The organism is Aeromonas sp. EERV15, assembly GCF_900079845.1.
GTDB lineage: Bacteria > Pseudomonadota > Gammaproteobacteria > Enterobacterales > Aeromonadaceae > Aeromonas > Aeromonas sobria.
On the sequence record NZ_FKKY02000001.1, the window covers coordinates 265,354 to 288,819 of the forward strand.

Genomic DNA, 23,466 nt, shown 5'->3' on the forward strand with positions numbered 1-23,466 from the left:
CTAAATTGCATGGTCTACTCGATCCCCAGTGCGCGGCGCACCGGTTTAAAACTTTTACGATATTGCGGCAAAGGGCCAAGCCTGGCCAGAATGGCGAGATGCTCAGGGGTAGGGTAGCCCTTGTGGCGGGCAAAGCCATAGTCGGGATGACGGCTGTCCAGCTCGGTCATCTCGCCATCGCGGGTCACCTTGGCCAGAATGGAGGCGGCGCTGATGGCAGCCACCAGGCTATCCCCCTTGACCACGGCGCGCGCTTCCATCGGCAAGTCAGGGCAGCGATTACCATCGATAAAGACCAGCTCGGGCGTCACCTTCAGCCCAGCCACGGCACGCTGCATCGCCAGCATGGTGGCATGCAGGATGTTGAGCTGGTCGATCTCCTCCGGGCTGGCACGACCGATGGCCCAGGCCAGCGCCTTCTCCTTGATCTCGTCAAACAGGGCAAGACGTTTCTTCTCGGAAAGCTTCTTGGAATCAGCCAGCCCGATGATCGGATTGGCCGGATCAAGAATGACCGCAGCGGTCACCACGTCACCCACCAGCGGGCCGCGGCCCACTTCGTCCACACCGGCAACCAGCTTGTCGTCAGGAATATCGATCATCATCTTGCCACCTTGAATCAAAACAGGCCCCGCAGGGCCTGGCATAACGTCGACGATGTGCCGCTGCGACGCGCAGCACAATCGGCCGTCTGGAGAGGGTTATCTACCGAGCAACTCGGCTACCGCGTCGGCGGCCTGCAGATCCGCATTGCAGCGAATGCGCTGGTGCAACTCGGTGAAGGTATTGACCAGTTGGCTATTGTCATGCTCAAACAACTTGCTCACTTCAACCACCAGGTTTTCAGGGGTGCACTCGTGTTGCAGCAACTCGGGCACCAGCATGCGACCCGCCAGCAGGTTGGGCAGCGAGACAAACTCGGTCTTTACCAAGCGCTGGGCCAGCCAGTAGCTGAACGGTTTGAGCTTGTAGCCCACCACCATCGGCTTTTTCACCAACATGGCTTCGAGCGCGGCAGTGCCGGAGGCCAGCATCACCACATCGGCGGCGATCATCGCCTCGCGCCCCTGCCCCTCTAACAACACCATGTCGAGATCCGGCGCCAGCTCGGCCTTAATGGCCATAAACTGCTCACGTCGTTGCTGGTTGACCAGTGGCACCAGAAAACCGAGATCAGGATAACGTACCGTCAGGTGCTTGCACGCTTCAAGAAACAGGGGGGACATAAAGCCCACCTCGGCGCTGCGACTACCCGGCAACACTGCCAGCCAACGGCGATTGGCATCGATTCCCAGATGGCGGCGAACCGCGGCCTGATCCGGCACCAGCGGAATATCATCCGCCATGGTGTGGCCAACAAAGCGACAAGGGGCATCGAAACGGTCGTAGAAGGCTTTCTCGAACGGCAGGAAGGCGAGCACCATGTCGGTGGCGGCCTTGATCTTGTGAATACGGTTCTGGCGCCAGGCCCACACAGAGGGGCTGACATAGTGAACCGTCTTGATACCGGCGCGGCGCAGTTTCAGCTCCACCCCGATATTGAAATCCGGTGCATCCACGCCGATGAAAATATCGGGCGGATTGGCAATAAAGTGGCGCAGCAGCTCGCGACGGACCTTGAGGATGCGTGGCAGACGACCAAGTACCTCGGTGATCCCCATGACGGAGAGCTCTTCCATCTCGAACAGCGCTTTGACGCCGAGGGCCTGCATTCGCGGCCCGGCGATCCCTTCGAACTGCGCATCCGGATAGCGCGCTTGCAGCTCGCGCACCAGACCGGCGGCCAGAATATCGCCGGAGACTTCTCCGGCGACGATACCGATGCGAACGGGATCAGGCACGGATAATCCCGCGCTCGTTATCTTTGAGGAAATCGACGTACAGCTGAACCGCCGGTTCACTGGCCGCCATCTCGATCAACACCGGCAGCACCTCTTCGATGGTCTTGCCAGAGCGGAAGATCTCTTTGTAGGCGCGCTTGACGGCGGAGATCGCCTCTGGCGAGTAACCACGGCGACGCAACCCTTCGGAGTTGACGCCAAACGGCTTGGCATAGTTGCCCGCCGCCATCACATAAGGCGGTACGTCTTTGTTCAGGGCGGCGCAGCCACCGACAAAAGCGTGGGAGCCAACACGGCCGAACTGGTGGATGGCAGAAAGCCCACCAAAGATCACGAAGTCACCGATCACCACATGGCCCGCCAGAGTGGCGTTGTTGGCGAAGATGCAGTTATCACCGATGATGCAGTCATGGGCAACGTGAACGTTGACCATAAACAGGTTACCACTGCCCACCTTGGTCAGGCACTGATCCTGAATGGTGCCACGGTGGAAAGTGCAGTTCTCGCGAATAACGTTGTTATCGCCAATCTCGAGAAAGGTGCGCTCGCCAGCGTACTTCTTGTCCTGGCAATCCTCACCGATGGAGGTGTGCTGGAAGATCTTGTTACCGCGACCAATCTTGGTCGGGCCCTTGATCACCACATGGGAAGCGACCCAGGTGTTATCGCCGATTTCAACCTCGGCACCGATGACAGAAAAGGGGCCAATTTCAACCCCTTTACCAATCACGGCAGACTCATGGACGATAGCAGTATCGTGAATGATGGCAGTCTGGTCGATCACGTGTATTAAACCTCGCGTTTTGCGCACATCAGTTCGGCGGTACAGACCACTTCACCATTGACGGTGGCAACACCGGTGAATTTGGCAATGCCGCGACGCTCTTTCAGAAACACCACATCCAGCACCAGCTGATCACCGGGGCCGACCGGACGCTTGAAGCGAGCGTTATCGATTGAGGCGAAGTAATAGAGTTCGTTGGGCGACGGTTTGCCCACCATGGTAAAGGCCAGGATACCGGTGGCCTGCGCCATCGCTTCCAGGATCAATACACCGGGGAATACCGGCTTGGCCGGGAAGTGCCCCTGGAAGATCGGCTCGTTGAACGAGACGTTCTTGATGGCACGCAAGGTTTTGCGCTCATCACTGATTTCGTAATCGTCAACCCTGTCCACCATCAAAAATGGATAACGGTGGGGCAGCAATTCCATAATTTCCTGGATCCCCAGGCTCTTCTTTTCAGTAGTCAAAACAGCACCCTATGCCAATCGTGATTATTCTTGAACCAGCTTCTTCTCAAGCTTGCTTAACCGCTTGTGCATCTCTTCGATACGCATCACCCGGGCGGCGGTCTTGCGCCACTCTTTATTGGGTTGCAGAGGAATACCTGAGGAGTAGACACCGGGCTCGGTGATGGGTCGCATTACCATGGACATACCGGTAATAGTGGCCTGGTCGCAGATCTCCATATGCCCGTTAAAGACAGCAGCGCCGCCAATGATACAGTATTTGCCGACCTTGAGACTACCAGCCATAGTGGTCGCACCCGCGATGGCGGTACCGTAACCGATTTCGACGTTGTGAGCGATCTGGCACTGGTTATCGATGATAACGTTGTCGGCGATACGGGTATCTTCCAGCGCACCGCGGTCAATGGTGGTACAAGCACCAATCTCGACCCGATTACCGATGGTCACACCACCGATTTGGGGGATTTTGATCCACTCGCCACGTTCGTTGGCATAGCCGAAACCATCGGCCCCGATCACTGTGCCGGATTGAACCAGACAGTCGGTGCCCATAGTGACATTGTGATAGAGGGTCACATTGGCCCATAGCCGGGAGCGTGCTCCCAGCCGGGTCTGTTGACCAACAAAACAACCCGGACCAATGCGTACATCATCTCCCAGCACCACGCCAGATTCGATCACTGCATTGGCCCCGATGGCCACTCTCTCGCCCAGCTGCACATCCGCCGCAATCACCGCGCTCGGATGGATATCCGTGGCCGGTTGCGGGGTGGTGTCCAGCAGTTGGGCTACCTTGGCAAAGCCCACATAAGGGTCTTTGAGCACCAGTGCATGGGTGGGACAAAAGGGCAAATCCGCCTCTGTAATAAGCACGGCGCTCGCCTTGCTCTGCTCCAGATAATGCCGGTATTTTGTGTTGGAAAGGAAGGTAATCTCACCCTTCCCGGCCTTTTCCAGTGTCGCTACCTTGCAGATTTCCACGGTTCCATCGCCATGGATCTCGGCCCCCAGTTGCTGGGCCAGCTGTGCGAGAGTGAATGCCATCAATTAGTTGCTCTTGCTTACCTGAGAAATAACCTGACCAGAGATGTCCAGCTTGCTGGCGGCGAACGGGGCGGCATTGCGCTCCAGCACCAGATCGTAACCATTGCTCTTGGCGATGGAATCGATGGCAGCCTGTACCTTGGTCAGGATCTTGTTGCGCTCTTCAGACTGACGGCGACCGTTGTCCTGTTCAAACGCCTGACGCTTCTGGTTGAACTCCATCTGCAGCTTGGCCAGTTTCTCCTGATTCTGCTTCTTCTGCTCGGCGCTCATGAAGGCTTCATCTTTGCGGAACTTTTCAACCAGCTTCTGGCCATCCTGTTCCAGCTTTTGCAGCTCACGCATACGCGGCTCGAATTCGCCTTTCAGCTTGGCGGCTACCGCTTCACGCTGGGGCAGCTTTTGGAAAACTTCACCCATATCAACCACGGCGATCTTGGTCTCAGCGAAGGCAGAACCCATGCCGGCAGCCATCAGTGCAAAGCTCAAACCAGCTACTTTCAACGCTTTATTCACACTTACTCCTTGTTCCCTCATGGTGAGGGCTACCTGATTTACCTGATTATGCAAGCGGCGTTAAGACCGTCTTGTTACCTGCTGAGGCACGCATAGCGCGCGTCCCATCATTACATGCCCCCACCCCATGGCTGGGGGCGATACACGATTTAGAAGGTACGACCGATGTTGAAGGAGAAGACTTCGGTGCGATCCCCCTCGTATTTCTTGATTGGCTTGGCCAGGGCGAATACCAGCGGGCCCATCGGCGACAGCCACTGCAGGGAGACACCGGCAGAGACCCGAATATTGCCTGGGCTGGAGTAGTCCTGGCTCGTATAATTGCAGTCAAACCCATCTGCACATGAGTATGCCCCATTGGCAAAATCGGTGCTCCAGACGGTGCCTGCATCAACAAAGGCAGTGGTACGGATCTGCGGACGATAGGTCTCGGAAACGAACGGGGTTGGGAAAACCAGCTCCAGTGATGCAACAGCCAAGGCGTTGCCCCCCACCGAGGTATCTGAACCTTCGTATTTACCCGTAGCCTTAGGGGGTTCGCATGTGGTCTGACCATTAACTACCGTACAGACCGGCTTGTTGTAAACGCCATAGATCGCCTTGGGACCGATTGTATTGCTCTTGAAGCCGCGCACCGTATCGAAACCACCGGCATAGTAGTTCTCGAAGAACGGCAGCATGGAGTCGTCGCCATAACCATTGCCGTAGGAGACGCGCCCCTTGCCGATCATCACCCAACTGTGATCTGCATCGAGCGGGAAGTAGTGGGCATCTTCGGCAGAGAGCTTGTAGTACTGCAACTCCATGCCCGGCACGGTCACCTTGGCGTTAACTCGCTGACGCTCACCGGCTGTCGGGAACATCCCCTTGTTCAGGGTGGAGCGGGTCCAGCCAGCGGTCACATCGACGGTGACGAAGTCGAGGTTGGCACCATCTTGCGAATAGGCATTCCAAAACTGATCCATCTGCACCGACTGACGGTTATCGTTCCACTGATCCCAACAGTAGTCGGGATTACTTTGGTTCTCATTTACACACTGTTGATAGTTCTGGGCGTTGAACGATGGACGGCTCAGCTTGGTGCTCTCGATACCGGTACTGAAGTCCAGCCGGTTGAATTCATTGACCGGGAAGCCGCTAGATAGACGGAAACCGATGGTCTCGTTCTCATAAGAGACGATATCGGCATCATCGGCACGGAACTGGTTGTAGTAGACCCGGCCACCCAGGCTGACACCATCCACGGTGAAGTAGGGATCGTTGTAGCTCAGGTCAACGTTCTTGGAGTAGTCGTTGGTGCTGGCGTTGATAGAGACCTTTTTGCCGGTCCCCATAAAGTTGTCCTGGGAGATCCCCGCCTGCAGGCTCAGACCTGACTCGGTGCCGTAACCGATACCGGCGTTAATGGAACCGGCCGGCTGCTCCTTGACCTTGAAGTCCAGATCGACCAGATCGTCGTTACCCGGTACCCGCTTGGTATCCACTTCCACACTCTCGAAATAGCCAAGACGGTTGAGACGGCTCTTGGACTGCTCGATGTTGTCGGAGGAAAGCCAGGTGCCTTCCATCTGGCGCATCTCACGGCGCAGCACCTGATCTTCAGTGGTGGCGTTGCCGTTGAAGTTGATATTGCGCACGTAGACACGGGGGCCCGGTTCCACGTTGACAATCAGCTCCACTTCTTTGGTCTGGTCGTTAACTTGCGGGAAGGTAACCACTTTCGGATAGGCATAGCCATAACGGCCGAGGAACTTGGAGAGCACCTCTTCGGTGTGAGTCACTTGACTGGCGGAGTAGGTGCTGCCAGCAGTGATTGGGATCAACCCTTTCATCTCGCTGCCGCGATCGATGAGATCACCCTTGATTTGCACGCCAGAGACCTTGTACTGCTCCCCTTCCTTGATGTTGAGGGTGACATAGACCCCCTTCTTGTCCGGGGTCATGGAGACCTGGGTGGACTCCTGGCTAAAGCGGATATAGCCACGATCCATGTAGTAGGAGCGCAGGGTCTCGATATCACCGGCCAGTTTCTGCTTCTGATAGCGCTGATCGGCGGTGAAGTTCCACCAGGGCACTTCGTCGCGCAGGGAGAGTTGGGCAATCAGCCGCTCTTCTGCAAACGCGCTGTTACCGACGATGTTGATCTGTTCGATCTTGGCCGCTTCCCCTTCCACGAAGGTGAACTTGAGGTCGACCCGGTTGCGCGGCAACGGGGTGACGATGGCCTTGACCTTGGCGGAGTATTTGCCCACGCCGTAGTAGAAATCTTCCAGCCCCTTCTCGAGGGAGGTAAGCACGGTGCGATCAAGCGGATCACCCACACGGATACCGGAGGACTCCAGACTCTGGGTCAGTTGCTCCTCTTTGATATCCTTGTTGCCGGCAAACTCGATGCTGGAGATGGTTGGACGCTCCTTGACCATCACCTGCAATACTTGGCCATCCCGATAAACCTTCACATCCTCGAAGTTACCAGAGGAGTAGAGTTTTTTGATGGCGCTGGCCAGGGCCATGGAATCGACGGTATCGCCGACCCGGATCGGCAGATTCAACAGTGCGGCACCCAGAGTCACCCGTTGCAAACCGTCGACCTGGATATCTTGCACCACAAAAGAGGCAGGGGCCGCCTGGGCCAGGAAACTGGCACCCAGCAGGCAACTCAACACCAATGCTTTTTTAACAGCCATTTTGTTCTTATGTGTCCTTGTTGATGCTCTGGCCTCAGAGGCGAGCGAAATCGTTAAACAGCGCAATGCCCATCAATAACATCAGAATGGCGGCGCCAATCCTGAAACCCACTTCCTGTATTTTGTCTGATACCGGCTTGCCGGTGACCGCTTCGATCAGGAAATAGACCAGATGACCACCATCGAGTACCGGTAAGGGGAACAAGTTGATGATCCCCAGATTGACGCTGATCAGCGCCAGAAAACTCAAGAAATAGACCAGACCATAATCGGCACTGCTACCAGCGCCTTTGGCAATGGAGATGGGACCACTGAGGTTATCCAGCGACACTATGCCAGCAACCAGCTTGCCAATCATGTCAAAGGTGAGGGTGATCAGACTCCAGGTCTTGTCAGCCCCCTGCCACAGCGCCTCTAACGGCCCATACTGTAACAGAATTCGATATTCATCCGGTAATGGAACCAGTTGCGGCGAGAGACCGACGAAACCGACCATTTGACCCTGTACCTTCTTGGTATCCGGGGTCACGGTCACGGCCAGATCACTGTTATTGCGCTCGACCACCACTTGCAACGGTTCACCTGGTGCCTGTTGCACCCGTTCGACAAACTGGGCCCAAGCAGTGATCGGCTCATCACCAACCTGCTTGATGCGATCGCCGACCTGCAGCCCAGCCTTTTCACTGGCACTGTTGGCCACCACGGCGGCGACCACCGGCAGCACTTTGCCACTGAGGGGGACTATCCCCAAACTGCCGATGGGCGACTCTTTATCCGGATCAAAGGTCCAGCTAGCCAGTGACAACACTTTGTCAGTGGTATAGCTGGTATCGGGTGACTGCACCTTGAGGGTGACAGCATCGTCCCCAAGATGGCTGATAAGGGCGTAGGTGACGCTCTCCCAGTCACCGGTCTGCTCATCACCGACCCCGACAATTTCCATCCCGGGCAACACGCCAGCCTCGGCCACGATGGAGGCAGGGCGAACCTCGCCAATCACCGGCTTGACACTCGGCACCCCGATGAGAAACATCAGCCACAAGGCAAACAGGGCGAACACAAAGTTGGCAAACGGGCCCGCCGCGACAATCGCCATCCGCGCCCAGACACTCTTGTGGTTGAAGGCGTACTGCTCGTCACCGGGCTTGAGCTCATCGACCCGGCCATCAAGCATCTTGACGTAACCGCCAAGGGGAATGAGTGCCAGCACATACTCGGTGCCATCTTTGCCCATCCGGCGCCAGATAGCCTTGCCAAAGCCGATGGAGAAGCGCTCAACGCGAACACCGCAACGGCGGGCAACCCAGAAATGGCCAAACTCATGAACCGCAACCAATAAGCCAAGGGCGATAACAAAAGCACCAATATTCCACAAAACTCCGCCCATCAGCCAAGCTCCTCAATCAGGTTGTGAGCACGGGCTCTGGCCGCACCATCCAGGGCAAACAGATCATCGAGCGAACTGACGGCACTGCTTTCCAGCGCCAGCATGACGGTTTCGTTGATCCGGGCTATCTCCATAAAACCGATACGCCCGGCCAGGAAGGCGGCAACAGCCTCTTCGTTGGCGGCATTGAGCGCAGTAGTCGCCGCTTGCCCCTTCTGGCAGGCATTGATGGCCAGCGCCAGACAGGGGTAGCGATCGTAATCAGGCCGGATAAAGCTGAACTCTCCGACACTGAAGAAATCCAAAGGTTCCACACTGGAGGGGATGCGATTGGGGTAAGCGAGTGCATGGGCAATGGGGGTGCACATGTCAGGGTTGCCAAGCTGGGCCAGCACAGAGCCATCCTTGTACTGCACCATGGAGTGGATCACCGACTGCGGGTGGATCACTACCTGGATCTGCTCGGGGGCGGCATTGAACAGCCAGCGCGCCTCGATATATTCGAGCCCCTTATTGATCATGGTGGCGGAATCCACCGAAATCTTGGCCCCCATCGACCAGTTGGGGTGCGCGATGGCCTGCGCTGGCGTCACCTTGGCCAGCTCGCCGATCTCGGTGTAACGGAACGGGCCGCCGGAACCGGTCAGCAGGATCTTGCTGATCCCTGCCGCCGCCAGATCGCAAAAACCGGGTTCACGCTGCACTGCCGTCGGCAGGCACTGAAAAATTGCATTGTGTTCGCTGTCGATAGGCAGCAGTTCAGCGCCGTACTCACGCACAGCGTTCATAAAGAAAGCACCGGACATCACCAGCGCCTCTTTATTCGCGAGCAGGATCCGCTTGCCAGCCCGCACCGCCGCCATGGTCGGCGCCAGACCTGCGGCACCGACGATGGCCGCCATCACGCTGTGGGCATCGGGGTGAGCCGCCACATCGCAAAGAGCAGCAGCGCCTGACATCACACGGGTGGCACTGCCGTGGGTCTTGAGGCGACTGGCCAGTTCACGGGCAGCCTCTTCATCGACCATCACCGCAAAACGGGGAGCAAATTCGAGGCAATCCCGCAGCATGGCATCCACGCTGCGGGCAGCGGTCAACGCCAGCACTTGCCAACTGCCCGGATTATGGCGCAGCACCTTGAGGGTACTCTGACCGATGGAGCCGGAAGCTCCCAGAATCACCAGGTTGCGCATCAACACTCCTGCGTCAATAACAGTTCAATAGCGCTCTGTGCACGCGACACCATCAGCAAGCTGAACATCAAAACTCCTGACCAAGTAGCAGATAACTGAGCAGAAATACCGGCAGGGCAGCAGTCAGGCTGTCGATCCGGTCGAGAATACCGCCGTGACCAGGCAGCAAGGTGCCAGAATCTTTAATGCCCGCTTCCCGCTTGAACATACTTTCCGTCAGATCGCCGAGCACCGACGCCAACACCGCCAGCAGGGAGCAAAACAGAATAATCCCCATCTTGGCAGGCACAAACCCCATCCACCAGGTCACACCGATGGCCAGCAGGCTGGCGGTGAAGAGGCCACCACACATTCCTTCAATGGTTTTACCCGGGCTGACGGCTGGTGCCAGCTTGTGTTTGCCAAACGCCTTGCCGAAAAAATACGCGCCAGAATCTGCCGCCCAGACCAATCCCATCACGAACAACAGGATCCAGGCCCCCATCATGGGGTCATGGTAAAAGTTGTAACCACGAATGGCGACCAGCGACCAGAAGAAAGGCACCAGGGTCACCAGACCAAACAGCGACTTGAGCCAAATCGACTCTTTCCACAGTTTGGCGCTCTGGGGATAGCGCAGCACCAACAGCAGACCCAGCAACCACCAGCTGGCCGCAGTCCAGAGCACTCCCATTACGATGGGATGCAAGTGAGGTGCCCAGAGTTGCTCAACCGGCAACCAAAAAAGGCTGGCACCGAGTAACAGGCAAAACACTATGGGTAACCATTGCTGCGGGGTAGCAAAGACAAACCCGCTCCATTCACGACTGGCCAACAAAAACACCAGCGCAGCCAACAGGGCAAAAAATTTCAATGGCAGAAAGAAAAGCGCCCCCAACACCAGGGGGATCAACATCAAAGCAGTAATAATTCGTTGTTTTAGCAAAAGAAACCTCTCTCTTGGGAGCGGGGTTTAGCCGGTCTGCTGCTCGGCGATCAATTCCCGTATCTGTTCACCCGTACAGCCAAAGCGACGCTCGCGGGCCACGAAGGAGGCAACTGCCTCACTGAACTCGGCCTCGTTGAAGTCAGGCCACAATACCGGGGTAAAATAGAGCTCGGCATAAGCGAGCTGCCATAACACAAAGTTGCTGATGCGATGATCACCACCGGTACGGATCAACAGGTCCACCGGCGGTAAATCGGCCATGCAAACCTCGCGGGTCAACATGGACTCATCAATATCATCGGCAGCCAGTTCACCGGCTGCCACGGCCTTGGCCAGCCGGCGGGCCGCTTGAGCGATATCCCACTGGCCGCCATAGTTGGCCGCAATATTCAGGGTCAAGCCCTTGTTATTGGCGGTCAGGGCCTCCGCCTTGGCGATTTTGGCCTGCAACCGCTCACTAAAGCGAGCAGTATCACCAATCACCTTGAGCCGGATCCCGTTGTTGTGCAGTTTCTGCACTTCCCGGCTCAATACCGCGATGAACAGCTCCATCAAGGCACTCACTTCCCCCGCCGGACGACGCCAGTTTTCGCTGGAGAAGGCAAACAGGGTCAGCGCATCTATTTTGGCCCGCGCGGCAAAGGTGACGGCCTCGCGCACCGACTTGACGCCCGCCTTGTGACCATAAACCCGCATCTTGCCACGGTTTTGGGCCCAGCGGCCGTTACCGTCCATGATGATGGCCACGTGACGGGGCAAAGACGAGTTGGCACAATCACCCAACGCAGCCAAAAGTGACATGTAATTCTCCTACAAAGACAAAAGCGCCGTGCAGGGGCACTACACGGCGCTCGTAATATACCTTTCGAAGGCTTAGATTTCCATTAGCTCCTTCTCCTTTACGGCAAGGGCCTCATCGACCAGCTTGACGTAGGAGTCGGTCAGCTTCTGGATCTCTTCCTGGGCACGACGGTCGTCATCCTCGGAGATCTCTTTGTCTTTCAGCAGCGCTTTCAGATCAGCGTTGGCATCACGACGGATGTTGCGCACCGCAACACGGGCATTTTCTGCTTCGCCACGAACGATCTTGGTCAGGTCGCGACGACGCTCTTCAGTCAGCGCAGGCAAAGGAACGCGCAGGGTCTGGCCATTGCTGGACGGGTTCAGGCCCAGATCAGAGGTCAGGATTGCCTTCTCTATCGCCTGGATCATCGAGCGGTCAAAAATGGAGATGGAGAGGGTGCGAGCATCTTCCGCAACCACGTTGGCCAACTGCTTCAGCGGAGTGGCAGAACCGTAGTACTCAACCTGAATACCATCCAGCAAGCTTGGATGAGCGCGGCCAGTGCGGATCTTGGACATCTGGGTCTTGAGCGACTCTACGCTCTTGCCCATACGGTCCTTGGCATCGTTTTTAATCTCGTTGATCACAGTGATTTTCCTTTTGGCGAACGAGCCGTCACACGGCTCGTGTCTATCTTATTTACTGACGTGATGGATAGGATAAGAGCGCCTGGTGGCTTGCCGTTATCTTACTTACCAACGTGGTGGATCAGCGTGCCTTCCGGCTCACCCATGATAACCCGGCGCAACGCACCCGGTTTGTTCATGTTGAACACCCGGATCGGTAAATTGTGGTCACGCGCCAGGGTAAACGCAGCAAGATCCATTACCTTGAGCTCTTTTTCAAGAACTTCATCATAACCCAGTTCATGATACAGCACGGCATCCGGATTCTTAACCGGATCCTCGTTGTATACACCATCGACCTTGGTGGCTTTCAGCACCACGTCAGCTTCGATCTCGATACCACGCAGGCAAGCCGCAGAATCGGTGGTAAAGAAGGGGTTGCCAGTACCGGCAGAGAAGATCACCACTTTGCCGGCGCGCAGCTGGCTGATGGCCTCGGCCCAGCTATATGAATCACAGACGCCCTGCAGGGAGATGGCCGACATCAGACGGGCATTCACATAAGCACGATGCAGGGCATCACGCATGGCCAGACCGTTCATCACGGTAGCCAGCATACCCATGTGGTCGCCCACCACGCGGTTCATGCCCGCTTTGGCAAGACCGGCACCACGGAACAGGTTGCCACCACCGATGACCAGACCGACCTGAACACCCAACTCAACCAGTTCCTTGATCTCTTGGGCCATCCGCTCCAGCACCGCTGGATCAATGCCAAAACCCTCGGATCCTTGCAGGGCTTCACCACTCAACTTCAGAAGAACACGTCTGTATGCAGGCTTGGGATTGGTACTCATGTCACTGATTCCTGGTCATATAAAGACCGCGACATAAGTCGCGGTCTGGGGAAACGGAAAAACCGGTTCGATTAAGCCTTCTGAGCGGCCGCGACTTGAGCTGCTACTTCAGCAGCGAAATCGTTCTCTTGCTTCTCGATGCCTTCGCCCACTTCGAAACGGGTGAAGGAGACAACGTCAGCGCCTTCTTTCTTCAGCAGCTCGGCAACGGTCATGGAAGGATCCTTCACGAACGGCTGACCAGTCAGGGAAACCTCACCGGTAAACTTCTTCATGCGGCCTTCAACCATCTTCTCGGCGATCTCTTTCGGCTTGCCAGAGTTGATGGCGATGTCGATCTGAATTTCGCGCTCTTTGGCAACGACGTCAGCAGACACGTCTTCAGGCTTGACGAACTGTGGGCTGTTGGCAGCAACGTGCATGGCCAGATCTTTGGCCAGCTCGCTGGAACCACCGGTCAGCTTGGTGATAACACCAATGCGGGAACCGTGAACATAGGTACCCAGGTTGTCACCTTCAACCAGCATCACGCGACGCAGGTTCATGTTCTCACCGATCTTGGCGATCAGGTTGGTAACGGTCAGCTCGACGGATTCGCCGTTACCGAAGTCAGCAGCTTTCAGCGCATCGATGCAAGAAATTTTCTGAGTTGCAGCGATATCAGCGATCTTCTGGCCCATTGCCATGAAGCTGGCATCTTTGGCGACGAAGTCGGTTTCGCTGTTCAGCTCGATCATGGCAGCGATGTTGCCTTCGGTACGGGCGAAAATAACGCCTTCAGCAGCGATACGACCGGCTTTCTTGGCGGCTTTGGCCTGACCAGATTTACGCATGTTTTCGATTGCCAGCTCGATGTCGCCATTGGCTTCAGTCAGTGCTTTTTTGCAATCCATCATGCCAGCGGCGGTGCGCTCGCGCAGTTCTTTTACCAGGGCGGCGGTAACGATAGACATTCCAGTTTCCTCGGTCTTCAATTGACAAGAAACAGGGGCCACAAGGGCCCCTGCTAACCAATTTACATCAGCTTGGTTAATAAGGGCTTTACAGTCCTTATCACTTACTGAGCTTCAACGAAGCCATCTTGTTCAGCTTGAACAACGATGTCCTGCTCGCGAGCTTCCAGTACGGTGTCAGCAGCAGCATTCAGATACAGCTGTACGGCACGGATAGCGTCGTCGTTACCCGGGATGACATAATCAACGCCGTCCGGGTTGGAGTTGGTATCAACGATGGAAACGACCGGGATACCCAGGTTGTTGGCTTCTTTGATAGCGATGTGCTCGTGGTCGGCATCGACAACGAACAGAACGTCAGGCAGGCCACCCATGTTCTTGATACCACCCAGGCTCTTCTCCAGCTTTTCCATTTCGCGAGTACGCATCAGCGCCTCTTTCTTGGTCAGCTTTTCGAAGGTACCGTCCTGGCTCTGGATTTCCAGATCTTTCAGGCGCTTGATAGACTGACGAACGGTTTTCCAGTTAGTCAGCATACCGCCCAACCAGCGGTGGTTTACATAGAACTGGTCGCAACGCTCAGCGGAATCTTTGACGGCTTCAGCGGCGGCACGCTTGGTACCAACGAACAGTACCTTGCCTTTCTTGGCAGCTACGGAGCTGATGAAGTTCATAGCATCGTCAAACAACGGAACGGTTTTTTCCAGGTTGATGATGTGAACCTTGCTGCGGGCACCGAAGATGTAGGATTTCATTTTCGGGTTCCAGTAACGAGTCTGGTGACCGAAGTGAACGCCGGCTTGCAGCATGTCGCGCATAGAAACTTTAGCCATTTTATACCTCTGTATTGGGGTTAGGCCTCCACACATCCCATATAACCGACCCGTTAAGGCACCCCGGTATATGTGTCGATGTGTGTGTGTTATTGATTAAGGGTGATGAAATGCGGACGCAAGTTCCCCATTCCGGCGCGCTTTATACCATAACTTTGCTCGAGACACCACCAAGTGACCACCAAAACAGGTGTAAAAATGGATCCCGCCCGAACAGGCTGCAGTGCCGATTTGACGTTGTGATGACAATCACACTGGAAGTACGCGGGGGTTGCGGATAAAATTTTGCCCTGATTGCAAACGCATCTATTTTTCATTACCTGTCCTGTCTGCCGTGTTCGGCACCAGCGGCAGGCCGCAAGAGAGATCCCATGTCCATTAAAATCAAGACACCGGAAGAGATTGAAAAGATGCGCGTTGCCGGCCAATTGGCCGCCGATGTGCTGGTCATGATTGCGCCCCATGTCAAAGCTGGCGTCACCACCGATGAACTGAACACCATTTGCCACGACTATATGGTTGACGTGCAGCAGGCGGTTCCGGCCCCGCTCAACTACCACGGCTTCCCCAAATCCATCTGCACCTCGGTCAATGATGTGATCTGTCACGGCATTCCGAACCACAAAAAATTGCGTGATGGCGACATCATCAACCTGGATATCACTGTCATCAAAGATGGCTACCACGGTGATACCTCGGCCATGTTTGTGGTGGGCGAGACCACCCCGCTACGCAACAAACTGTGCAAGGTCGCACAGGAGAGTCTGTACGCTGCCATCAAGAAGGTGCGTCCGGGTGCCTGCATCACCGAGCTGGGTGCAGTGATCCAGCCTATCGTCGAGCAGGCTGGTTTCTCGGTGGTACGTGACTATTGTGGCCACGGCATCGGTAGCGATTTCCATGAAGAGCCGCAGATCCTGCACTACCGCAACAGCGGCAAGCTGGAGCTGAAAGCGGGCATGTGCTTCACCATCGAGCCTATGGTCAACAGCAAGAAGTATCACTGCAAGGTCAATCCGAAGGATGGCTGGACCGTGACCACCAAGGATGGCGGCGACTCCGCCCAGTGGGAGCACACCCTGCTGGTGACCGAGGATGGCTGTGAGGTGCTCACCCTGCGCCCCGATGACACTATCGACCACATCATCAAACACAGCTAACATCGAACCCCGGCCCTGAACTCCCAAAGCGCCGGGGTTTTTACTTCTGTTTCAGCCATTTGCCTGCCACTTGCGTGTGAGATGCCATGGACGCCAGCCTGCTTTCCCCCCATTTGTTGCCCGATGATCAGCTCACCCGCGACAACTGCAAAGAGTATCTCAGCCGCTTTCTCGTTTGGTTGCACGCCCGTTTCGATGCCGGTGACAATATCATCGAGCTGGTCGCTACCCGCTCCGAATATATGGATCAGCTGCTCATTCGGCTGTGGCAAAAGTTCGGCTTCGACAAGAGCGAGCTGACCCTGATTGCGGTGGGGGGCTATGGCCGTGGTGAGCTGCACCCCCACTCCGACATCGACCTGCTGCTGCTCTATGAAGAAGAGGAGTTGGACGAGGTGCTGGGCTTGCGGATCGGTGAGTTCATCACCTTGCTGTGGGACCTCAAGCTGGAGGTGGGTCAGGCCGTGCGCAACGTGGCCGAGTGCCTTGAACAGGGCCGCGCCGACATCACTGTGGCCACCAACCTGATCGAGGCCCGTTACATTACCGGCCGTAAAGAGGGTTTCTTGCAGCTCAAGCAGGCGACCAAACCCCAGCACTTCTGGCCGAGCGAAGCTTTTTTTCGCGCCAAACGGCAGGAGCAGGCGGAGCGTCATCGGCAATTTCTCGGCACGGCTTACAAGCTGGAGCCCGATCTCAAGAGCAATCCGGGCGGTCTGCGGGATATTCAGACCCTGGCCTGGGTCGCCCGCCGCCACTTCGGTGCCACCACCTTGTTCGAGATGACCAGCCACGGCTTTCTCAACCGCGCCGAGTACCGCGAGCTGCTCGACTGCCAGAATTTCCTGTGGAAGGTGCGCTTTGCCCTGCACATGGCCATCAACAAGGGGGATAACCGCCTGCTGTTCGATCGCCAGCGCACCGTGGCCCAGATGCTGGGGTTCGAGGGGGACGGCAACAGCCCGGTCGAACAGATGATGAAGCGCTTCTACCAGACGGTGCGGCGGGTCTCCGAGCTTAACGAGATGCTGCTGCAGCTGTTTGACGAGGCGATCCTCGGCAACACCGCCATGGATGTACGCCGCCTATCTGACGAGTTCCAGATCCGTGGCCGCCTCATCGATGCGGTGGATGCGGAGCTGTTTAGCCGTGAACCGGCCGCCATCTTGCGCCTCTTCTACCAGATGGCCCAGCATCCCGAGATAGCGGGTATTCACTCGGCCACCTTGCGCCAGCTGCGCGAGGCGCGCCGCAAGCTCAACAACTGGCTACAGGATTTGCCTGATTGCCGCCGCCTGTTTATGGCGCTGCTGCGCCACCCCAACGGCATCGGCCTGCCGCTGACCCTGATGCACAAGTACGGCATCCTTGCCGCCTATCTGCCGCAATGGAACCTGATCGTCGGCCAGATGCAGTTCGACATGTTCCACGCCTACACGGTAGATGAGCACACCCACCGGCTGCTCAAGAACATTAACCAGTTTCCCAATCCGGCCAGTCGCCAGAGCCACCCGCTCTGCCACGAGGTATTCACCCGGCTGCGCAAACCGGAACTGCTCAGCATCGCCGCCCTGTTCCACGACATCGCCAAGGGGCGGCGTGGCGATCACTCGGAACTCGGCGCCGTCGATGCGCTGGAGTTCTGCCAGCTGCACGGTCTGGATCGCTACGAGAGTCGACTGGTCGCCTGGCTGGTGCGCCACCACCTGTTGATGTCGGTCACCGCCCAGCGCCGCGATATCTACGACCCCGACGTGGTCACCGATTTTGCCCAGAAGGTGCGCGACGAGCAGCATCTTGACCTGCTCTACTGCCTCACCGTGGCCGATATCTGCGCCACCAACGACACCCTGTGGAACGACTGGAAGGGCACCCTGCTGCGGGAGCTCTACTTCGCGACTCAGAAGGCGCTGCGCCAGGGGCTGGAGAACCCGCCCGACATGCGGCTGCGCATTCGCGAAAACCAGCGTCAAGCCAAGCAATTTATGGCGCAGCGGGATGTACCGGAAGAGGCGATCAACCAGCTCTGGGCCGATTTCAAGGCAGATTACTTCCTGCGTCACAGCCCGGAGCAGATCGCCTGGCACTGCCGCCACATCATCGAGCATGGCGACAATCCGGCGCCGCTGGTGATCATCGGCAAACACCCGACCCGCGGTGGCAGCGAGGTGTTTATCTACTGCCGCGATACCCCGAATCTGTTTGCCACCGTGGCCTCGGCGCTCGATCAGAAGAACCTCAACATCCACGACGCCCAGATCATGAACTCGCGCAGCAACTTCGTGCTCGATACCTTCGTGGTGCTGGAGCCGAGCGGCGAACCCATCAGCCCCAACCGCACCGCCACCATCAAGAAGGCGCTGGAGAAGGCGCTGCAGGAACCGGGCAAGCTGGTGCTGCGCAACAAGCCGCTGTCGCGGCGCCACCGCCAGTTCAGCGTACCGACCCGGGTGGTCTTCCTGCCTCATAAAGGGGAAAGCCGCCACACCCTGATGGAGCTGACCGCCCTCGATACCCCCGGCCTGCTGGCCCGGATCGGCGCGGTATTCCAGCAGTGCGGACTGTCGCTGCATGCCGCCAAAATTGCCACCTTTGGCGAGCGGGTCGAGGACTTTTTCAGCCTGACCAGCCTCGATGGCGAGCCATTGACCACCGAGCAGCAACAGCAGTTGGAAGAGCGGCTGGTACACCAGCTCAACCCACAGCAGTCGGTGCTGGATTAAGCGGACTGTGATTCGAAAGAGGCTGGTTATCGGGCGTTTTTTGCCATGCCAAACAAATGGTTGGCGCACACTCGATGAAGAAATGGTCGCTGGCCGGAAGAATTCCGGTCAACCCCTTAAAAACAGTCGGAAAAGTGTGATACAACAAACAGAATTTTTTAAAGGAAACCTGTCATGACCGAGTTGCAACAGATCATTGAAGCGGCCTTCGAGCGCCGCGACACCATTACTCCGGGCTCCGTGGATAGCGCCACCAAGTCCGCCATCCTGCAAGCCATCGACCTGCTGGACTCCGGCAAGGCGCGGGTTGCCGAGAAGATCGCCGGTGAGTGGGTTGTCCATCAGTGGTTGAAGAAAGCGGTACTGCTCTACTTCCGCATCAACGACAACGGCATCATCAAGGGCGACGATGCCCAGTACTACGACAAGGTTCCCCTCAAGTTCTCCAACTACACCGCCGAACAGTTCAAGGAAGCGGGTGTGCGCGTGGTACCGCCGGCAACGGCCCGCAAAGGCTCCTTTATCGCCCCCAATACCGTGCTGATGCCCTCCTACGTCAACATCGGCGCCTTCGTTGATGAAGGCACCATGGTCGATACCTGGGCCACCGTCGGCTCTTGCGCCCAGATCGGTAAAAACGTCCACCTCTCCGGCGGAGTCGGCATCGGCGGCGTACTGGAGCCGCTGCAGGCCAACCCGACTATCATCGAAGACAACTGCTTTATCGGTGCCCGCTCCGAAGTGGTTGAAGGGGTGATCGTCGAGGAAGGTTCCGTGATCTCCATGGGCGTCTTCATCGGCCAGTCTACCCGCATCTATGACCGCGAAACCGGCGAGATCCACTACGGCCGCGTACCGGCTGGCTCAGTAGTCGTCTCCGGCTCCCTGCCCTCCAAGTGCGGCAAGTACAGCCTGTACGCTGCGGTGATCGTCAAGAAGGTCGATGCCAAGACGCGCGCCAAAGTCGGCATCAACGCTCTGCTGCGCTCCATCGACGAGTAATAAGCGTTGCTGTGATGAAAGGGCGCCTGATGGCGCCCTTTTGATTTTGGCGCCCCTGTCACAGGCAAGCCATCAGGCTTCGGTTAAGATTGACGGGACAGGATCGTTTCAACCGAGGAAGCCTGATGTACGAGAATCTGAAGAGCCTGGGGATCCAGGAGCCCACCTCCGTCGACAGCTACACCCTGCGCCAGGAGGCCAACCACGACATCCTCAAGATCTACTTCAAGAAGCAGAAAGGGGAGTTCTTCGCCAAGAGTGTCAAATTCAAGTACCCCCGCCAGCGCAAAACCATGCTGGTCGACTCCGGTACCCATGAGTACAAGGATGTCACCGAGATCAATGCCAACCTCAAGTATGTGGTGGATGAGCTCGACAACCTGACTCAAGGCGTCCATCAGCAGGCCGATCCGGATATCAAACAAAAGATCCTGCGCGATCTGCGCCATCTGGAAAAAGTGGTACAGAACAAAATCAAAGATATTGAGCGGGATCTGGAGAAACTCTAACCCCTGCCCCACGATTATCCGAGCGCCACTCTGGCGCTCTTTTTATTGGCGAGCACTTTCATTGGCAGACTCGGCCTTTGCACACTCACGACCAACAGGATAAGCCAGTTACAACCAGCCTGTGCCTGCCCCCCCCCCAGAATCATAAGGTCAGTTGTTGGCAGGCCAATCCTTGCCTCTGTGCAGATCGAACAGCGCCAAGTCGCTGGGCGGCAGAAATAGCAAGAGGGAGGCTTTCGCCTCCCTCTTCAAACACGCAGATATTCAGGCAACAGAATTAGTTGCTCTTAATCCAGATGTCCATATCGGTTTTCAGGTTGTCGGACTTGGTACCGAAGATGGCTTGTACGCCGGAACCAGACACGACCACACCGGCAGCACCCAGTTTCTTCAGACCAGCCTGGTCAACCTTGGCAACATCGTTCACGCCAACACGCAGACGGGTGATGCAAGCATCCAGAGAAGCGATGTTCTCTTTACCACCGAAGGCGGCAACCAGTGCAGCAGACAACTCGTCTTTGCTTTGGCTAACGGTCTCTTCAGCAGTTTCGTCTTCACGACCTGGGGTTTTCAGGTTCATGGCACGGATAACGAAGCTGAAGACTATGTAGTAGATGGCAGCGTAAACCAGACCCAGACCTACCAGCAGCAGCATGTTGTCGGCACGCGGAGATTGCACCACGAAGTCGATGAAGCCGTTGGAGAAGGTGTGACCATGTACCACGCCCAGGGAGTTGGTCAGCACATAGGCCAGACCAGCCAGTACAGCGTGGATTGCGTAAAGTACCGGAGCGATGAACAGGAAGGAGAATTCAATCGGCTCGGTGATACCGGTCAGGAAAGAGGTCAGGGCGGCAGAGGCCATGATACCAACGATCTTGGCGCGGTTTTCCGGCTTGGCAGCGTGAGCGATAGCAAACGCAGCAGCAGGCAGACCGAACATCTTGAACAGGTAGCCACCAGCCAGCTGACCAAAACCGTTACCGGCAGCGCGGGAAGCGTCATCAGCAGTCAGGAAGCAGGTCATGATACCGTGAACAGTTTCACCGGCAGCGTTAACACAGGTACCAGCCTGATAGAAGAAAGGCACGTTCCAGATGTGGTGCAGACCGAACGGGATCAGTGAACGCTCAACTACGCCGTAGATACCGAAAGCCAGTACCGGGTTCTGGTTGGCAGCCCAGTCAGAGAAGGCACCGATGGCAGCGCCAACTGGCGGCCAAATTACCGACAGGATCACACCCAGGCCGATAGATACGAAACCTGTGATGATGGGTACGGCACGCTTGCCCGCGAAGAAGCCCAGATACTCTGGTAGCTGGATCTTGTAGAAACGGTTGAACGCCCAGGCGGCGACACCACCGGCGAGGATACCGCCCAAGACACCGGTGTCGATCTTGTCAACACCCATCACTGGCGCCATCACGGACAAGGTAGCGGTCATGATACCGTAGCCAACGATGGCTGACAGACCGGAAACACCGTCGTTATTGGTAAAGCCGAGGGCCACACCGACGGCGAACAGCAGGGCCATCTGACCGAATACAGAGCCACCGGCCTGTTCCATCAAATGGGAAACAATTTCTGGCAACCAGCTGAAGTTTGCAGCACCGACGCCGAGCAGAATACCTGCTACTGGCAATACGGATACCGGCAACATCAGCGATTTACCAACCTTTTGCAGATTAGAAAACGCATTTTTCATCATGTGTGTATGCTCCTGAATGGATCGTCTTCCCTGAACGATTTATCTGGATGAGATAGCAATATTTACATCCAAACATCTTCGAGTCGGGTTTGTTTATTTTGACCATCAGAATATAACCCAGCGAGTCGTAAATTGCTGCTTTCGAAGAAGGGGGAATATTGAATTTGGAGGGGAGATCACAACTTGTCTAAAGGCTAAATAACCATAAAATTATAAGTTAAAAACCCTCATGATTACTCTATTACAAATAAATATAAACTACAGTTTCTGATTGTATTTTACTTAAACCAATTAAGTCGCAATGATTCAAAACGTAACCAAGTGTAACTGACTGGTTTTATTTATTACAGTCTACCGATTAAAAAGGCCTCCAACAAGGGAGGCCTCTTCATAAATATATTGTGCTAACAGAGAACACTGAAACACTATTTTTGCGAGCGTTTTACCGCATCGACAAACACCGCTTTCGCTTTGGTTGAACCGGCCCGCTCGGCCTCGTTAACCAGCTTCATCGCCTTGTCGATATCCCCCGCCTTGACCGCTTTTTCGATCTGGCTCTGATAGAAGGCTTCGGTTTCATTCAGCATGACAGGAGCAGGCTTGGCAGCAACAGTAACGGCAGCAGTCGTGGTGACAGCGGCTGTTGCAGTGATCCCCGCAGCCTGTTGACCTTGGCTCATGGCAACCTTGTCGGCATATTCGGGTTTGAATACAGCTTCAAGGCCACTTCCTTTTGCCATGTCTTTTACTTTGATCTGCACCAGCCCCCAAGGAGAATGCGGGATCACCGGATCCTTGATATCTGGCTCCACGGTACCATTAGCTCGAGCAAAAGCTTTTGAGGGGTGTAGGATTGTGGTGCTACCAGCGAGCTGATCCGCGGACGCATAGACGATCATGTATGTTTCGCTGGCAGGGTTGCCAGGCATGCTGCGGTCAACAAAGATACGCCCTTCGATACGGTCGTTATCGAGCAAGTGAGCAGGCTGATAACTGAATACTGACTCACCTAGGACGCGAGTCACCTTGAACTCGGAATCCAGCATAATGACCTTGGGAACCATCACGGTTTTGCTCACCTGTGATGCCAGGCTGATCGCCAGATTACCGGTGTTGGTCGGCAGGCGATAAGCCGCAAAGTAACTCATCCCCTCATCAAACTGAAAAGTGGGTTGCTTGCCATCAATGGCCAGCAAGGTCTCACCTTCAGACAAGGGGGCATAACTGAAATCTTTAAATACCACACAGCAGCTTGAGGCTTTGGCCAACGCTTGCTTGGCTTGATCTGCATCGCTCAAGATCGAGCCATGCTCTTGCAGAGGAACCACCATGTTCCCGGCACAACCGGTTAGTAGCGCAGTAATTACGGCTGCGATAGACATTTTTACCCGTTTCATTTTTCTTATCTCCATAATCCGGTGGCCGTGATCCGGCGAAACAAAACTGCCCCCATAAGGGGGCAGT

At 56.1% G+C, this 23,466-nt stretch carries 21 protein-coding genes; 4 read left to right on the forward strand and 17 right to left on the reverse strand.

Annotated elements, in window-relative coordinates; all coding sequences use genetic code 11:
- Positions 1-14 precede the first annotated feature (14 nt).
- The 15 genes from rnhB to rpsB all read right to left on the reverse strand — a co-directional run bounded on the left by rnhB (position 15) and on the right by rpsB (position 14,900).
- Positions 15-605 (reverse strand): ribonuclease HII, encoded by a 591-nt coding sequence (rnhB, locus tag BN4575_RS01160; protein WP_141689681.1) that lies wholly within the window; start codon positions 603-605, stop codon positions 15-17.
- 96 nt (positions 606-701) lie between these two features.
- Positions 702-1,841, reverse strand: a complete 1,140-nt coding sequence (gene lpxB / locus BN4575_RS01165) for a lipid-A-disaccharide synthase (protein WP_068976799.1) — start codon at positions 1,839-1,841, stop codon at positions 702-704.
- Positions 1,834-2,625, reverse strand: coding sequence for an acyl-ACP--UDP-N-acetylglucosamine O-acyltransferase (gene lpxA, locus BN4575_RS01170; RefSeq protein WP_082186752.1), 792 nt, complete (start codon positions 2,623-2,625; stop codon positions 1,834-1,836). Before lpxA ends, lpxB begins: the two co-directional genes overlap by 8 nt.
- Positions 2,626-2,630: 5 nt before the next feature.
- On the reverse strand, positions 2,631-3,092 hold the full coding sequence (gene fabZ / locus BN4575_RS01175; protein ID WP_042020081.1) for a 3-hydroxyacyl-ACP dehydratase FabZ: 462 nt from the start codon (positions 3,090-3,092) through the stop codon (positions 2,631-2,633).
- 24 nt (positions 3,093-3,116) lie between these two features.
- A complete protein-coding gene (gene lpxD / locus BN4575_RS01180; protein ID WP_068976902.1) occupies positions 3,117-4,136 on the reverse strand; it encodes a UDP-3-O-(3-hydroxymyristoyl)glucosamine N-acyltransferase in 1,020 nt (339 codons plus the stop codon).
- A 3-nt stretch (positions 4,137-4,139) separates the two neighbouring features.
- Positions 4,140-4,652 carry an OmpH family outer membrane protein gene (locus BN4575_RS01185; RefSeq protein ID WP_042020080.1) on the reverse strand — a complete coding sequence of 171 codons (513 nt, stop codon included), beginning with the start codon at positions 4,650-4,652 and terminating at the stop codon, positions 4,140-4,142.
- 149 nt (positions 4,653-4,801) lie between these two features.
- Positions 4,802-7,339, reverse strand: coding sequence for an outer membrane protein assembly factor BamA (bamA, locus tag BN4575_RS01190; RefSeq protein ID WP_068976800.1), 2,538 nt, complete (start codon positions 7,337-7,339; stop codon positions 4,802-4,804).
- Between the two features lie 34 nt (positions 7,340-7,373).
- Positions 7,374-8,726: a sigma E protease regulator RseP gene (rseP, locus tag BN4575_RS01195; protein ID WP_068976801.1), complete on the reverse strand. Its 1,353-nt coding sequence runs from the start codon at positions 8,724-8,726 to the stop codon at positions 7,374-7,376.
- Positions 8,726-9,919 carry a 1-deoxy-D-xylulose-5-phosphate reductoisomerase gene (gene ispC / locus BN4575_RS01200; RefSeq protein ID WP_068976802.1) on the reverse strand — a complete coding sequence of 398 codons (1,194 nt, stop codon included), beginning with the start codon at positions 9,917-9,919 and terminating at the stop codon, positions 8,726-8,728. Before ispC ends, rseP begins: the two co-directional genes overlap by 1 nt.
- Before the next feature lie 67 nt (positions 9,920-9,986).
- A complete protein-coding gene (locus BN4575_RS01205; RefSeq protein ID WP_042020075.1) occupies positions 9,987-10,844 on the reverse strand; it encodes a phosphatidate cytidylyltransferase in 858 nt (285 codons plus the stop codon).
- A gap of 27 nt (positions 10,845-10,871) precedes the next feature.
- Positions 10,872-11,648, reverse strand: a complete 777-nt coding sequence (gene uppS, locus BN4575_RS01210; RefSeq protein WP_068976803.1) for a polyprenyl diphosphate synthase — start codon at positions 11,646-11,648, stop codon at positions 10,872-10,874.
- 72 nt (positions 11,649-11,720) lie between these two features.
- Positions 11,721-12,278: a ribosome recycling factor gene (gene frr, locus BN4575_RS01215; protein WP_042020072.1), complete on the reverse strand. Its 558-nt coding sequence runs from the start codon at positions 12,276-12,278 to the stop codon at positions 11,721-11,723.
- A 101-nt stretch (positions 12,279-12,379) separates the two neighbouring features.
- Positions 12,380-13,114 (reverse strand): UMP kinase, encoded by a 735-nt coding sequence (pyrH, locus tag BN4575_RS01220; RefSeq protein ID WP_042020071.1) that lies wholly within the window; start codon positions 13,112-13,114, stop codon positions 12,380-12,382.
- A 71-nt stretch (positions 13,115-13,185) separates the two neighbouring features.
- Positions 13,186-14,067, reverse strand: coding sequence for a translation elongation factor Ts (gene tsf / locus BN4575_RS01225; RefSeq protein WP_042020070.1), 882 nt, complete (start codon positions 14,065-14,067; stop codon positions 13,186-13,188).
- Positions 14,068-14,171: 104 nt separating this feature from the next.
- Entirely contained in the window at positions 14,172-14,900 is a 729-nt protein-coding gene (gene rpsB / locus BN4575_RS01230) for a 30S ribosomal protein S2 (RefSeq protein WP_042020069.1), read from the reverse strand.
- Positions 14,901-15,271: 371 nt separating this feature from the next.
- Between rpsB and map the strand changes: the two genes are divergently transcribed.
- The 4 genes from map (at position 15,272) to BN4575_RS01250 (ending at position 20,294) form a co-directional block, all read left to right on the forward strand.
- A complete protein-coding gene (gene map, locus BN4575_RS01235) occupies positions 15,272-16,060 on the forward strand; it encodes a type I methionyl aminopeptidase (protein WP_068976804.1) in 789 nt (262 codons plus the stop codon).
- Positions 16,061-16,146: 86 nt separating this feature from the next.
- Positions 16,147-18,783, forward strand: coding sequence for a bifunctional uridylyltransferase/uridylyl-removing protein GlnD (glnD, locus tag BN4575_RS01240; RefSeq protein WP_042020065.1), 2,637 nt, complete (start codon positions 16,147-16,149; stop codon positions 18,781-18,783).
- Positions 18,784-18,957: 174 nt separating this feature from the next.
- Positions 18,958-19,785 (forward strand): 2,3,4,5-tetrahydropyridine-2,6-dicarboxylate N-succinyltransferase, encoded by an 828-nt coding sequence (dapD, locus tag BN4575_RS01245; RefSeq protein WP_005338581.1) that lies wholly within the window; start codon positions 18,958-18,960, stop codon positions 19,783-19,785.
- A 125-nt stretch (positions 19,786-19,910) separates the two neighbouring features.
- A complete protein-coding gene (locus BN4575_RS01250; protein ID WP_042020063.1) occupies positions 19,911-20,294 on the forward strand; it encodes a DUF3461 family protein in 384 nt (127 codons plus the stop codon).
- Positions 20,295-20,571: 277 nt separating this feature from the next.
- On the opposite strand, the gene ptsG is transcribed toward BN4575_RS01250, so the two are convergent.
- Positions 20,572-22,002, reverse strand: coding sequence for a PTS glucose transporter subunit IIBC (gene ptsG, locus BN4575_RS01255; RefSeq protein ID WP_068976805.1), 1,431 nt, complete (start codon positions 22,000-22,002; stop codon positions 20,572-20,574).
- A 425-nt stretch (positions 22,003-22,427) separates the two neighbouring features.
- Positions 22,428-23,399 (reverse strand): MalM family protein, encoded by a 972-nt coding sequence (locus BN4575_RS01260; RefSeq protein ID WP_068976806.1) that lies wholly within the window; start codon positions 23,397-23,399, stop codon positions 22,428-22,430.
- Between the last annotated feature and the right edge of the window lie 67 nt (positions 23,400-23,466).

Excerpts from the sequence above, each read along its gene's own strand:
- rseP (WP_068976801.1), bottom strand. The coding sequence starts at position 8,726 with ATGGGCGGAGTTTTGTGGAATATTGGTGCTTTTGTTATCGCCCTTGGC.
- ispC (WP_068976802.1), bottom strand. The coding sequence starts at position 9,919 with ATGCGCAACCTGGTGATTCTGGGAGCTTCCGGCTCCATCGGTCAGAGT.
- lpxD (WP_068976902.1), bottom strand. The coding sequence starts at position 4,136 with ATGGCATTCACTCTCGCACAGCTGGCCCAGCAACTGGGGGCCGAGATC.
- dapD (WP_005338581.1), top strand. The coding sequence starts at position 18,958 with ATGACCGAGTTGCAACAGATCATTGAAGCGGCCTTCGAGCGCCGCGAC.
- uppS (WP_068976803.1), bottom strand. The coding sequence starts at position 11,648 with ATGTCACTTTTGGCTGCGTTGGGTGATTGTGCCAACTCGTCTTTGCCC.
- rpsB (WP_042020069.1), bottom strand. The coding sequence starts at position 14,900 with ATGGCTAAAGTTTCTATGCGCGACATGCTGCAAGCCGGCGTTCACTTC.
- pyrH (WP_042020071.1), bottom strand. The coding sequence starts at position 13,114 with ATGAGTACCAATCCCAAGCCTGCATACAGACGTGTTCTTCTGAAGTTG.
- rnhB (WP_141689681.1), bottom strand. The coding sequence starts at position 605 with ATGATGATCGATATTCCTGACGACAAGCTGGTTGCCGGTGTGGACGAA.
- ptsG (WP_068976805.1), bottom strand. The coding sequence starts at position 22,002 with ATGATGAAAAATGCGTTTTCTAATCTGCAAAAGGTTGGTAAATCGCTG.
- glnD (WP_042020065.1), top strand. The coding sequence starts at position 16,147 with ATGGACGCCAGCCTGCTTTCCCCCCATTTGTTGCCCGATGATCAGCTC.
- map (WP_068976804.1), top strand. The coding sequence starts at position 15,272 with ATGTCCATTAAAATCAAGACACCGGAAGAGATTGAAAAGATGCGCGTT.
- tsf (WP_042020070.1), bottom strand. The coding sequence starts at position 14,067 with ATGTCTATCGTTACCGCCGCCCTGGTAAAAGAACTGCGCGAGCGCACC.
- bamA (WP_068976800.1), bottom strand. The coding sequence starts at position 7,339 with ATGGCTGTTAAAAAAGCATTGGTGTTGAGTTGCCTGCTGGGTGCCAGT.
- BN4575_RS01250 (WP_042020063.1), top strand. The coding sequence starts at position 19,911 with ATGTACGAGAATCTGAAGAGCCTGGGGATCCAGGAGCCCACCTCCGTC.
- BN4575_RS01260 (WP_068976806.1), bottom strand. The coding sequence starts at position 23,399 with ATGAAACGGGTAAAAATGTCTATCGCAGCCGTAATTACTGCGCTACTA.